Origin of the sequence: Savagea serpentis (assembly GCF_015351395.1) — a bacterium.
Classification (GTDB): Bacteria; Bacillota; Bacilli; order Bacillales_A; family Planococcaceae; genus Savagea; species Savagea serpentis.
Genome location: NZ_JADKPV010000003.1, coordinates 143,245 through 157,148 on the forward strand (window position 1 = coordinate 143,245; position 13,904 = coordinate 157,148).

11 protein-coding genes are annotated in these 13,904 nt (G+C 41.4%); 4 read left to right on the forward strand and 7 right to left on the reverse strand.

From position 1 onward, the window contains the following. The first annotated feature begins 46 nt into the window (after positions 1-46). Positions 47-1,078 (forward strand): LCP family protein, encoded by a 1,032-nt coding sequence (locus IRY55_RS08165; protein WP_194562813.1) that lies wholly within the window; start codon positions 47-49, stop codon positions 1,076-1,078. A 78-nt stretch (positions 1,079-1,156) separates the two neighbouring features. On the opposite strand, the gene IRY55_RS08170 is transcribed toward IRY55_RS08165, so the two are convergent. Continuing rightward, positions 1,157-2,197, reverse strand: a complete 1,041-nt coding sequence (locus IRY55_RS08170; protein ID WP_194562814.1) for a glycosyltransferase family 4 protein — start codon at positions 2,195-2,197, stop codon at positions 1,157-1,159. A gap of 265 nt (positions 2,198-2,462) precedes the next feature. On the opposite strand from IRY55_RS08170, the gene secA2 reads away from it, so the two are divergent. Continuing rightward, positions 2,463-4,826: an accessory Sec system translocase SecA2 gene (secA2, locus tag IRY55_RS08175; RefSeq protein WP_194562815.1), complete on the forward strand. Its 2,364-nt coding sequence runs from the start codon at positions 2,463-2,465 to the stop codon at positions 4,824-4,826. Then, positions 4,826-5,746: an accessory Sec system S-layer assembly protein gene (locus IRY55_RS08180; RefSeq protein ID WP_194562816.1), complete on the forward strand. Its 921-nt coding sequence runs from the start codon at positions 4,826-4,828 to the stop codon at positions 5,744-5,746. Before secA2 ends, IRY55_RS08180 begins: the two co-directional genes overlap by 1 nt. Positions 5,747-5,787: 41 nt before the next feature. On the opposite strand, the gene IRY55_RS08185 is transcribed toward IRY55_RS08180, so the two are convergent. Continuing rightward, on the reverse strand, positions 5,788-6,489 hold the full coding sequence (locus IRY55_RS08185) for a glucosamine-6-phosphate deaminase (RefSeq protein WP_194562817.1): 702 nt from the start codon (positions 6,487-6,489) through the stop codon (positions 5,788-5,790). Between the two features lie 225 nt (positions 6,490-6,714). Between IRY55_RS08185 and IRY55_RS08190 the strand changes: the two genes are divergently transcribed. Further along, positions 6,715-8,304 carry a SulP family inorganic anion transporter gene (locus IRY55_RS08190; RefSeq protein ID WP_194562818.1) on the forward strand — a complete coding sequence of 530 codons (1,590 nt, stop codon included), beginning with the start codon at positions 6,715-6,717 and terminating at the stop codon, positions 8,302-8,304. Positions 8,305-8,343: 39 nt separating this feature from the next. Here the strand turns inward: IRY55_RS08190 and IRY55_RS08195 are convergent, their stop codons facing one another. From IRY55_RS08195 to leuB, 5 genes are all read right to left on the reverse strand, one after another. Continuing rightward, positions 8,344-9,429 carry a glycosyltransferase gene (locus tag IRY55_RS08195; protein ID WP_194562819.1) on the reverse strand — a complete coding sequence of 362 codons (1,086 nt, stop codon included), beginning with the start codon at positions 9,427-9,429 and terminating at the stop codon, positions 8,344-8,346. 88 nt (positions 9,430-9,517) lie between these two features. Continuing rightward, positions 9,518-10,621: a CapA family protein gene (locus IRY55_RS08200; protein WP_194562820.1), complete on the reverse strand. Its 1,104-nt coding sequence runs from the start codon at positions 10,619-10,621 to the stop codon at positions 9,518-9,520. Positions 10,622-10,757: 136 nt separating this feature from the next. After that, on the reverse strand, positions 10,758-11,345 hold the full coding sequence (gene leuD / locus IRY55_RS08205) for a 3-isopropylmalate dehydratase small subunit (protein WP_194562821.1): 588 nt from the start codon (positions 11,343-11,345) through the stop codon (positions 10,758-10,760). Continuing rightward, entirely contained in the window at positions 11,345-12,760 is a 1,416-nt protein-coding gene (gene leuC, locus IRY55_RS08210; protein ID WP_194562822.1) for a 3-isopropylmalate dehydratase large subunit, read from the reverse strand. Before leuC ends, leuD begins: the two co-directional genes overlap by 1 nt. Before the next feature lie 84 nt (positions 12,761-12,844). After that, positions 12,845-13,903 (reverse strand): 3-isopropylmalate dehydrogenase, encoded by a 1,059-nt coding sequence (gene leuB, locus IRY55_RS08215; protein WP_194562823.1) that lies wholly within the window; start codon positions 13,901-13,903, stop codon positions 12,845-12,847. Position 13,904: the final 1 nt, after the last annotated feature.

Consider the following 13,904-nt stretch of genomic DNA (forward strand, 5'->3'; position numbering starts at 1 on the left):
TTACGTCTTAACGAATCTCAACTCAATACTATGAAGGAGGAGAAAAGTGAAACGGACAGATTTTCAACAACAACAACGCTCAAAGAAACGGAAAACGAATACATTAAAAATCACTTTATTACTTTTTTCTGCTCTCTTTTTTGTCGTTGTTCTCTATTTTGCCAATCTATATCACAAAGCTCAGATCGCTGCTGACACTGCGTTTGAAGCGATTGAAGATCGACCATCATCGGCAATATCTCGTGAAGAGAAAGTACAACCAGCTAAAGACAATGTCTCTATTTTATTGCTCGGCATTGATGATAGCGAAGCAAGACAGCAAGGTGAGTCAAACAGTCGTACAGATGCCATCATGCTTGCCACGCTCAATCCAAAAGAACGCTCTGTCAACTTAGTGAGTATTCCGCGAGACTCGTATGTATACATACCTGAAATCGGAAAGCGTGATAAAATCGCTCATGCGTATCAATACGGTGGGGTTCGTTCAACCGTTGAAACGGTTGAAGAATTACTAGAAATTCCGATTGATTATTATATTCGCATGAACTTCAATGCTTTTATCGATGTTGTCGATGAACTCGGTGGCATTACAGTTGAAGTGCCATACGAACGTATTGAGAAGGATGAAAACGACGGCAATAATATTCATCTTCAACCAGGCATACAAACACTCGATGGTCGACACGCTCTCGCTCTAGCACGTACCCGTAAGCTAGATAGCGATGTCGATCGTGGTAAAAGACAACAAATGATTGTGCAAGCAATGGTCGACAAAGCGTTAGAAGCGTCTTCCTTTTTTAAATATGGCAATGTCATTGAAGCAATCGGCAACAACATGAAAACAAATATGACATTTCGTGAGATGCTTTCATTCCTCGAATACGGTAAAGGTGGTTTACCACGAGTAGACAACCATGTATTAGAAGGGGAAGATGATTGGACATACGGATACTATTACACCATCGATGAAGAAAACCTCGCCGACTTAAAATTTATTTTGCAAAGACATTTAAAATTACGCTCTCCATCTACTTCATCGACATTATCAACCGCAATTTCAAATACAAATGACAGTTAATTTAAATACAACTGCTAAAAAACCTCCGAAAAGGCTTTAAATCCAAGCTTTTCGGAGGTTTTATTTTTAAGAAATATTTTATTTGCCGATACTTCGAACAAATGTAATGAGTGGTTTGTAATTCTTTCCAGCCAAACCTAAAATTTCAACGAACAATTCGATGGCAATGAGGATGACAGAGAGTAATAAAATCGCTCCCCATAATGTCGCTTGAGAGAATAAAATCGCCGCAACTCCGAATAAAATCGCAATCGTATAAATGATCAGCACTGTTTGACGATGTGAAAAACCAAAGTCTAGCAAACAATGGTGTAAATGCGATTTGTCTGGTGCTGAAATCGGTTGTTTCATCCGAATGCGACGCACAATAGCGAAAAATGTATCTGAGATTGGAACACCGAGCATAATAATTGGAATAATTAATGAGACAACGGCAATATTTTTAAATCCGGAAAGCGCGAGTACCGAAATCATAAAGCCTAAAAAGAGCGATCCTGTATCCCCCATGAAAATTTTCGCTGGGTGGAAATTGTAAAATAAAAATCCAAGTGCGCTCGCAGCGAGTACTGCTGCTGTTGTAGCGACGAATACATCTCCCATAATGACAGCCATAATGGACATCGCGATTAATGCTATAGCCGAAACTCCCGCTGCAAGTCCATCTAACCCATCAATTAAGTTAATTGCATTCGTAATACCGACGATCCATAAAATCGTGATTGGAATGCTGAACCAGCCGAATTGCAACTCTCCGAAAAACGGTAAGTTAATGAATTGAATTTGCAAACCGCCCCAAATGACGACGAGTGCTGATGCAATTTGTCCGAGCATTTTCGCTCGCGGTGTAATATCTAATAAATCATCTAAAAATCCAGTTAAAATGATGAGTGTCGCTCCTAAAACGATATAGAGCGCATGTTCATCTGTCGGTCTAGAAACGATAAAGCCTACTAAAAAGGCTAAAAAAATCGCCAAACCTCCAATTCGTGGCATCACGCGAACGTGTACTTTACGATAGTTAGGCTTATCGACCGCTCCAATGCGATAAGCGAAGCGAATGACGAGCGGTGTAAAAATGAGCGCTCCGATAAAAGCCGTAAGCAAAGCAACGTAAATCATGTTCTTCCTCCTCATAATCCTTCTCTTCTATTTTGATACGAAGACATAATCATCCATTTTATTTTTTATCATTATAGCATATTCACGAGACTTTTAACCATCTAAACATTATTCAGTTGTCATCTCGACAATTATAGACGTTTCCTTTTTACAAAAGTTTCATTTCCCACTGAAAGTCTTTCTATACAAAAAGTAGTCTTTCTTGCCATAGTTTGATAAAATTAAAGAGATATCCATTGCGGATTTAAAAGGAGCTAATGAATCGATGTTATCTTTTATTAAAAATTTATTTAATGCTGATGTGAAGCAACTTCGTCAGTATCATAAAATCGTCGACAAAATCAATCACTTAGAAAGCAAGTATGAACCTTTAACAGATGCTCAACTGCGTTTAAAAACAGCTGAATTCAAACAACAGCTCGCAGATGGCGCTACAATTCAATCCATTATTCCTGACGCATTTGCTGTCGTACGTGAAGCTTCCAAACGTGTACTCGGCATGCGTCATTTTGACGTTCAGTTAATCGGTGGACTCGCCTTAACTGAAGGAAATATAGCTGAAATGCCAACAGGAGAAGGAAAAACGCTCGTTGCTTCTCTCCCCTCATACGTCCGCGCACTTGAAGGGAAAGGCGTTCACGTCATCACAGTAAATGACTACCTCGCCAATCGAGACTATGATCAAATCGGACAAATCCATCGCTTCCTTGACTTAACAGTCGGTCTAAACATCCCAATGATGGAAGCGGATGAGAAAAAACAAGCGTATGAAGCGGATATTACATATGGTGTCGGTACAGAGTTCGGATTCGACTACTTGCGTGACAACATGGCGCAAGATATTGCAGACCGCGTACAACGTCCATATCACTTTGCCATCATTGACGAAGTAGACAGCGTACTTATTGACGAAGCGAAAACTCCACTCATCATCGCGGGAAAAATGGCAGCAGACGCAGATTTACACCACGTTGCCGCAATGCTCGCACGACGTTTTAAACGCAAAGAAGATTTCGATTTTGACGACTTGACGAAAGCAGTTAGCTTAACGGATCAAGGGATTGAAAAAGTTGAAGCGGCCTTTGGAATCGATAACTTATATGACTTAAATCACCAAACTTTATATCACTATGTCATCCAAGCAGTACGTGCCCATGTTATCTTCAAAAAAGATGTCGATTACATTATAAAAGAGGGCAAAATCGAACTCGTCGACATGTTTACAGGTCGTATTTTAGAAGGTCGAACATTATCTGACGGACTTCATCAAGCCATTGAAGCAAAAGAAAAAGTCGAAATTACAGAAGAAAACAAAGCGCAAGCACAAGTGACGATTCAAAACTACTTCCGCATGTACCCACACTTAAGTGGAATGACAGGTACGGCGAAGACGGAAGAGAAGGAATTTTTAGAGGTGTACGGTATGCGCGTCGTTCAAATTCCGACAAACCGCCCAAAACGTCGAATTGACCACCCAGACAAAGTATTCTTAACGACGAAACAAAAATACGAAGCGATGGCAAATGAAGTAGAAAAGCGTCATAAAACGGGGCAACCAATTCTCGTCGGAACGACTTCTATTTTACAGTCAGAGGAAGTGGCGAAATATCTCGACAAAAAGAAATTGAAATACAACTTACTGAATGCGAAAAGTGTCGAACAAGAAGTATTTTTAATTTCCCAAGCGGGACAACTCGGTCATATTACGGTCGCAACGAATATGGCAGGTCGCGGAACGGATATCCAACTTGGAGAAGGCGCACACGATGCGGGTGGACTCTTTGTACTCGGCACAGAAAAACACGAAAGCCGACGAATTGATAATCAATTGCGCGGTCGCTCCGGACGCCAAGGAGACCCTGGTGAAACACAGTTCTTCCTCTCTCTCGAAGACGACATGTACGTTCGCTTCGCAAAAGAAGATGTGGAGAAATTCCAAGCGAAAGTGAAAACAGACGAAAACGGTTTAATTTTAAATGAAGACATCCATGAATTAACGGAACGTACGCAACGTATCGTAGAAGGGTCACACTTCTCAATGCGTGAATACAACTTGAAATTAGACGATGTCATCAATGACCAGCGTGAAGTAATTTACGATTTGCGTAACCGTGTGATCGCACGAGAAGGTCTCGTCGAATTGTTGACAACGATGGTGAAAGAAGCTTCAGATTTTGTCATCTATGACAGTTGTCCAGACGACGAAATTCCAGAGAACTATGATTACGAACGCATTCAACAAACGATGAATGGTCTCTTGCTCGAACCGATTGAACTCGAGCATCCCGTTGAAAACCGTCAAGAAATTTTTGATTTGTATAAGCAGCCAGTGGAAGATTTAATTACCTTCATCGAAAACTTTGAAACGAATGAACGGGTCTTAGATATGATTCCACAAGTAATGTTGCAACATATCGACTACATGTGGGTGAAGCATTTAGAAGTGATGACACGTCTCAAAGAAGGTATTGGATTGCGTTCTTACGGTCAAGAAGATCCGATGCGTATTTATCAACGTGAAGGATTACAATTATTTGCGAACGCGTTCCAAGAAGTACGACGTAATATCGCAACAGATACGACGAATTTCATGAAAGAAATTCATACATTACAGGAGGCGAATCAATAATGAAATTGTTTAATTTTTTCAAGAAGACGGAAGTAAAAGGGAAAGAACGTGCGATTGAATCGTACGAATTACTCGCGAATAAAAGTGAAGAAAAAAACGCACAAACGGAAGATATTACGACGAAATTATCTTTGCATGAAAGCTGGAACATTAGCCAGGAGCAAATGTACGTATTCCGTTTCTTAGCAAACGAACTTCAACCTTTAAAGCCGAACCAACTTTCTTTATCGGGTATCGATATGGAACGTGATGGCGACAACAACTTACTCGTCAAATCATTTTTACGTTCTACTGTAACGGAATCTGTACGACTTCAAGAAGTGGAGCTCGTCCTCTTCGACAAAGAAGGTAAAATTGCTGCCGCTCAAAAATTCGATCTTGAAGAGCTCGGCTACTTACCTCCGAATACAGCACGCCCTTGGGTATTCGTCTTTGATGCAGCAAATATTAAATTAGAAGAAGGCATTTTAGAAGATGGTTGGTCCCTTGCTTTCAATATTGAGTCGATGCGTGAGCATATGTTAGACCTTGAGCCATCATGGAAAGAAAATTTAACGAAAGAACAAATTACGATGCTCGAAGACCTCGTCAAACAAATGCCAGAGTTAAAAGACAAAGAAGTGAACTTCACAGGTTTCCAAGTCGCATTTCAAGATGATGGTGGACTCGTTGCTTCCGTGTTTATCCGTAACGGTAACACACGCGCGATGAACGTTGAACAACTCCCAATTGAAATCGTCGATGCTGCTGGTGATATCGTAGCGAAAGGTAGCTTCGAATTGCCACCACTCGAAGTAAAAGCAAACTCGACAAAGCCATGGACATTCATCTTCCCAGAACAGCTCGTTCAGAAAAAAGATGCAGACTTCTCACGCTGGGTAGCAAGAATTCCGAGCGATGCAGAAACAAATATTCAATAATAAAAACATCCCGAGCGCTTTTGTAAGCACTCGGGATGTTTTTATGCTTGTAAATCTGTAATGACGGTAACATCTGGATGGGTTAATAAATAAGTAATCGTCCAATGTACATCTACTTTACCTTCTAATAATTTCTCTATCGCAGCACGTTTCTTCTCGCCAAATGCGATTAAAATGATGGATTTCGCACGCAAAATCGATTCGATTCCCATTGTAAATGCGATATCTGGCATTTTTTCTGCATTATCAAAATATTGACCATTCACGGATAATGTAGAATCTGTTAATTTCGCTACATGCGTGATGGAATCAATTGGTGTTTCAGGTTCATTGAACGCAATATGTCCATTCTCCCCCACACCGAGTAACTGTAAATCGAGAGGATGTTCTTGTAACAATTGTTCATAACGTTCACATTCCTCTTCTGGATCTTCCGCTAAACCATCTGGAATAAATGTTTGTTTAAATGGTTTATGTTGAAATAAATGTTCATTCATAAAATAAGCATAACTGTTCGGATTATCTTTTGATAAACCGACGTATTCATCCAAATTAAATGCCGTCACTTCAGAAAAATCGAGTGTTGACTCTACCCAACACTTATAAATTGGAATCATTGTGCTACCTGTCGCAAGACCAATCGTTTGTAATGTTTCATTTTGTAATTTATTTTTCACATATTCATGCACATATTGTGCTGCTTCACTTTCATTGTTCACACGTACTACATTCAACTTTGTCATTCGTATCTACCGACTTTCCGTTAAAGTTTGTTCCGTTATTATTGTAATTTTAGTTGTTCCACTAGGTCAACCATTACTACTTACTTTGACGAATTTCCATTAAAAATGTTGCCCAACAAATGACTCATTCCCTTCCTTTTCCCGTTTGAAACTTTGTTATTTTTATACATTCGATGTATAATTAAGTAGATTAAACAAAATAATATAAAGGAAGAAGTGAACGGTTTGTTGCATGATGATCGATTTGCGCATTATAACGCCGCTTGTTTACGTAAAGACTTTATCGCTGGAATTACAGTCGGTATCGTCGCCATCCCACTCGGAATGGCCTTTGCGATCGCCTCTGGGGTGAAACCCGAATACGGCTTGTATACGACGATTATTGCCGGATTTCTCGTCGCACTACTCGGAGGCTCTCGCTACCAAGTCGCAGGACCAACAGGCGCATTTATCCCGATCTTGCTAGGTATTGTTTTACAGTATGGTTACCATGATTTACTTATCGCTGGATTTTTAGCGGGGATTTTCTTAATTTTAATGAGCTACTTAGGTGTCGCCCAGCTCATTCATTTCGTCCCAAGATCTGTAACAATCGGTTTCACCGCTGGTATTGCGGTCATTATTTTCACAGGGCAAATTAGTAATTTTCTAGGGCTCACCGGAGTGGAGAAACGCGAATTCTTCCACCAAAATATGGGAGAGATTTTCGCTCAAATTTCTACGACGAACGGCGCGAGCATTATTCTCGCTATCTCAGGGCTAGCAACGATTTTACTCATTCCTAAATTCGCACCAAAAGTTCCTGTCTTACTCGTCGCGCTCATCGTACCGACCATTTTATCTCTCCTCTTTTTCCAAGGAAAGGTGGAGACGATTGGAACAGCCTTTGGAGGGATTCCGAATTCACTCCCGCCTTTTATATTCCCACACATTACATTTGAGAAATTGCTCGTCCTTTGGCAGCCTGCTCTCATCATCGCAGCGCTAGGAGCGATTGAGTCGCTGTTGTCAGCCGTTGTCGCTGATGATATGACACATGGAAAAAAACACGATTCAAAAAGGGAATTATTCGGTCAAGGCGTCGCGAATATGGTGACTCCACTCTTTGGAGGGATTCCAGCAACGGGTGCAATTGCACGGACAGCGACGAATATTCGCTCGGGTGCAGTGAGCCCTGTTTCAAGTATGATTCAAAGTATTTTCGTCTTGTTGTTCTTATTACTGCTTTCTCCTTACGCTTCTTACATTCCACTCGCTGCGATGGCACCCATTTTAATGCATGTCGCTTGGAATATGAGTGCGCGTAAAGCATTCGCTCAAATCGCAAGCGTACGTTCAGGAGATGCGCTCGTTTTATGGGTTACTTTTTTATTAACGATTTTCGTCAACTTAACGGTTGCCGTTCAAGTCGGTATTATTTTAGCCGCGCTCTCTTTCATGAAAAAAATGATTGGAGAATTAAAGCTAGAAAAAGGCCGACTTTCAGATGTTGAGCGTATCGAGTTCCAATCTGACCGACAATTTGTCGTGAAGTATATTATCGAAGGACCTTTATTTTTCGGAACAGCGAAACGTTTTGAAGACACCGCTCCGACTTGGCTCGACCCAAAAATCGATACGGTTATACTCGATATGGAACACGTCCCAACCATTGATGCAACAGGTGAAGCAGCGCTCGCTGGATTTTTAGAAAAAGCGAAAGAGCTCGATATTCGAGTCGTTGTCAAACGAATGCCCGTTGAACAACGTGCACTTTTAAAAAAGAGTGGGTTATACGATAAAATTGGAAAACAAAATTTCTTTATGAACCTGTGAAAAAAGCGGTTGAAATCGAAAATGATTTCAACCGCTTTTTTATGAGCGTCCGACATATTGATAAATTGTTTTTAGCTTTTCAGCTAATACAGGATAAGAATGTTCTTCTACAATGCGCTGCTTTACTTCTGTATAGCGTTCCTCGGAACGATTCAACGCTTGTTCAATACCTTCTGCTAAAGAAGAAGGATTATGAGGCTCTACGAGTATGCCTGCATCGTCTTTCAATAAATGTGGTAGTCCGCCTACATTTGTTCCAACAACTGGCACACCGACGGCCATTGCTTCGAGAGCGACAAGTCCAAACCCTTCATGATGAGAAGGCAAGACGAAGACATCCGCTGCAGACATCCATTTCGCTAATGTCGTTTGAGGTTGAGGTCCAACAAGATGGACGCGATCTAATGTTTCAATCCGATCTTGCACTAATGTCGCAAATTGTGCATCTTTTTGTGAACCGACAATGTATAAAGAAAGCTTCTCCTTCGTATAAGCGATTTGTTTATACGCCTCGATTAAATCTTCAATTCCTTTTGCGCGAATGACATTTCCAACGTACAGAAGCATCGTTTCTTCTTTAGACAGGCGTAATGATTCACGCGACAATTCTTGTGGCATAACGTAAAAGACCGTTTGATCAACGCCCATACTGATGACGTGCACTTTATTAATTGACACACCAAACTCTCTCACAACATCTTGCTTTAATTTTTCGCCTACTGTAATAACCGCATCGGCCTTTTTCAAAATACGCTCGGTCCACTTACGCGCCATTTTACTCTTTTGAGGCATTTGATCGATATCGCCACCGTGGACAGTTACGACATACGGTATGTTAAACCAACGCTTTCCCCAATAGGAAAGGATTCCAGTTGGAAAAACATAATGGGCATGGGTTAAATTTAATGTTTTACGATTTTTTAATAAACTAAAAAATCCACGAATAAATAAACTCATATATTTTTGTAATTTCGCTATTTTTCCTTTTGATGGATCGTCGATGGCTATGACAGATACGTCCATACCTTCATCTCGCAACAACTGTACTTGATTTTTGACGAAAATGCCGTACGTTGGATGTTGCTCAGAAGGATACATATTGCTAAAGACTATAAGTTTCGTCATCTCATTATCGCTTCCTTACTTCACTTTTTTTAATGATTTTCTATCACCAAAAGTATATCACAGTTTGCTTCTTCGACTGCTATATTTTCTAGTCCGCTTCATACGACCAATTGGGTAATCCGATATGATCCAGTATCCATTGTTCTGAATAAATCGCCGCATCCGTTCGACTTTGTAGTGGATATACTTTGAACTGTCTAGCATTTTCTTTCACAACAACTGTAGGTAAAAATTCAGGTTCTCGTACTTCGATATGCTGTACTTCTCCATCCAACAGCGTCTTCTCGATTGTCACTCGCGCAATTCCCCCTATATTCGTTGAATCAAATTGCTGAGCGGATAAAAAATTACCTAAAGAATAGTAAATATGTGTCTGTCCTCTTTTTTCATACGGTTGAATGACATGTGGATGATGACCGAATAAAATGTGCACACCTTCTTCCGCAACGATTTGAGCTACTTTACGTTGCGCCTCACTTTCACGCAATTGATATTCCACGCCCCAATGAATGGAGGCGATGACGACATCGACTTTCTCTTTCAATGCGCGGATATCTCGACGAATCGTCTCTTCTTCTATGTAATTAACTAAATATGGCTGATCACGTGGCGCGATGTGGCCATTCGTACCGTATGTATAACTAATCATCCCTAAAGTAATTCCTTCTACTTCAACCACTCGTTCAGTCGCTTGATCTTCATACGATTTATAAGCACCGACATAAGGCATATCATACTGCTCCATCGTCGCAATTGCTCGTTGCACTCCTCTTGCTCCGCGGTCCAATGTGTGATTATTCGCCATTGAAATCATATCGACCCCATACTTTTTTAAATCACGGACGATATGAGATGGACTGTTGAAGTTCGGATAACCACTTAACCCTAGTTCGATACCTCCTGGAATCGATTCTTGATTCGCCAGTAAAAAATCGATGGAATTAAAATAAGGAAGCATCTCTTGAAAAGCAATATCATATGTATCATAAGTGTACAGCGGATGATGTAATAAAATATCTCCAATCATTCCGACTGTCATACGCTTCACTACAAGTTCTGGTTCAGGCTCTTCTGGTGGAAGTATGACTGACTCTTCTTGCTCTTTTGACAGAGGTGTTTCAGTCGGCCCTCCTACATACGGTGAACAACTCGCCATGAATAAAAATAAAAATAATGTTGCGACTCGTATCATTTGTCAAACTCCTTCTCATTTACTTTATCTTTTGAGCGTACACGACAAATGTGAAGTTATCAAAATATGATCATACTTGATAGAATAACGTTTTTTGAAAAACGATAAAAAAGAGCGCTACTGAGAGCGCCCTTCCTTATGCATGTTGTTCTTCGTATTTTTTAATATAGTCTTCGTATTGGAATGTAATCGAAATTTCATCCCAACCATTCAATAACATCTTTTTATTGTACGGATCGATGTCGAATTGGTACTGTACGCCATCTTCTCCCTTTACCGTCTGCTCTTCAAGATTCACTGTCACTTTATACGTGCCTTCAGCTAATCCTTTTTCGAGTAACTGCTCCACTTCCGCTTCTTTTAATTGAATCGGTAAAATACCATTTTTATAACAGTTATTATGAAAAATGTCCGCAAAACTCGGGGCGATGACGACGTCGAATCCGTAGTCTTGAATTGCCCACGGTGCGTGTTCACGCGATGAACCACAACCGAAGTTATCATGTGCAACGAGAATGCGTGAACCGTCAAAGCGTGGATCGTTCATGACGAAGTCTTCCACTTTTGAGCCGTCTTGATTGAAGCGCCAATGGTAAAACAAATATTGGCCGAACCCTGTACGTTCAATGCGCTTCAAAAACTCTTTTGAAATAATTTGGTCTGTATCTACGTTTTTACGATCGAGTGGCGTAATGACACTCTCAACAATGTTAATCGGTTCCATTATGCATTCACTCCTTCTTTCATCATGTCACGAACGTCGACGAAATGTCCATGGACCGCTGCTGCTGCTGCCATCGGTGGACTGACGAGGTGTGTGCGTGATCCTGCTCCTTGGCGACCTTCGAAGTTACGGTTAGATGTTGACGCACAACGTTCTCCTGTTGGAACGACGTCATCGTTCATCGCTAAACACATACTGCATCCTGCATCGCGCCATTCAAATCCTGCTTCGATAAATACTTTGTCTAATCCGAGCTCTTCCGCTTGCGCTTTCACCGTGCGTGAGCCAGGTACGACAATCGCCGTAACACCGTCTGCCACTTTGCGACCTTCGACAACTTTCGCCGCCGCTTGTAAGTCAGAAAGGCGTGCGTTCGTACAAGAACCGATGAAGACATGTTGAATGTCGATTTCTGTTAATGGTTGGCCTTCTTCTAAATCCATATACGCGAGCGCTTTTTTCAACGCTTCACGGTCGGATTGTGATTCGTAATCTGATTCACGTGGAACAGATGATAAAATGCCTGACCCCATCGACGGGTTCGTTCCCCATGTGACGAACGGCTCGATTTCAGACGTATCGATTTCAAGCACTGTATCGTATGTTGCCCCTTCATCTGTTGCAAGAGCGAGCCACTCTTTCGCTTTCTCTTCAAAAGCTTCGCCTTCTGGAGCATATTTGCGCCCACGAATGTATTCAATCGTCGTTTCATCCGGGCTAATTAAACCGGCTTTCGCGCCTGCTTCAATCGACATATTACATACCGTCATGCGTTCTTCCATCGTTAAATTGCGAATCGCTTCACCAGTAAATTCAACGATATGTCCTGTACCGACATCAATGCCGAATTTTGCGATAATCGCTAAAATAATATCTTTCGCCGCAACGCCGTATCCTAATTCGCCATTGACGCGAATTTCCATCGTTTTTGGACGTGCTTGCCACAATGTTTGTGTCGATAAGACGTGTTCAACTTCACTCGTTCCGATACCGAATGCAATCGCACCGAATGCGCCGTGTGTTGATGTATGACTGTCTCCACAGACGATTGTCTTGCCTGGTGTCGTCAATCCGAGTTCGGGTCCGATAATATGGACAATCCCTTGATCAGGGTGTGCCATATCGGCAAGTGGTACGTTAAATTCTTTACAGTTATCGACTAATGTCGTAATTTGTTTGCGTGCGATTGGATCGTTAATTGTCGGTAAATTTTTCGTTGGGACGTTATGGTCCATCGTTGCGAACGTTAAATCGGGTCGACGCACTTTACGTCCTGCTAAACGAAGCCCCTCGAACGCTTGCGGTGATGTCACTTCGTGAACGAGATGTAAATCGATATAAAGTAAATCTGGTTTTCCCTCTTCTTCATAAACGACATGTTTGTCCCATACTTTTTCAATAATTGTTTTTGGCATGTTGGAGCTCCTTTCAAAAAATCATTCCATATTATAGAAGAAATGCTCAAAATCGTTTTGAGCATTTCTTGAACATTCGTTTCATTACGCTTGTAAACGTTGAAGTACTTTTTCTGTCCATTCTTTCGTGCCGAGTGGTTGATCTTTCGTTAAATCACCTGTAAAATAGCCGTCTTCAAACGTGCCGTATACTGCATCTTCAATCGCTTGCGCTTCTTCTAACATATCGAATGAATACGTAAGCATCATCGCTGCTGAAAGAATCGCTGCTGCTGGGTTTGCAATGTTTTGACCCGCGATTTCTGGCGCTGTTCCGTGGACTGGCTCATACATGCCAAAGCCGTCTGAACGGATACTCGCAGATGGTAATAAACCGAGTGAACCTGTAATAACGGAAGCTTCATCACTTAAAATATCTCCGAACATATTTTCCGTTAAAATCACGTCGAAATCTTTCGGGCTCGTAATAATGCTCATTGCAACAGAATCGACGAGTTGATGACGTACTTCTACTTCTGGATATTGCGCTTTTTTTTCGTCTACAATTTGACGCCATAAACGGCTCGTCGCTAAAACGTTCGCTTTATCGACAGACGTGATGCGCTTATTACGTTTCATCGCAATTTCGAAAGCTTTGTCGACGATGCGTTCAATCTCTGGTCGAGAATACGGCATCGTATCTACTGCTTCTTCATCGTTATATAAGCTCGGTGTACCGAAATAAACCCCACCTGTTAATTCACGAACGATCATCATATCAACATCTTTCGCAATGTCTTCTTTTAAAGGTGACGATTGGATGAGAGTTGATACCGCTTTTACTGGTCGTAAATTCGCAAACAAATCAAATTGCTTACGAAGTCGGAGTAGCCCTTGCTCTGCACGTAAGGCAGGCGGGTTGTGGTCCCATTTTGGACCTCCTACTGCACCTAATAAAATCGCGTCGCTCGCTTCACAACTTGCGACTGTCTCTTCTGGTAATGGATTATTTTTCGCATCGACTGCAGCGCCTCCGACCAATTGATGATCGAAGCGGAACATATGGCCATATTTTTTAGCGACTGCCTCTAATACAACTACCGCTGCATCTGTTACTTCTTTTCCAATACCGTCTCCAGCTAATACCGTAACTCTCTTTTCCATC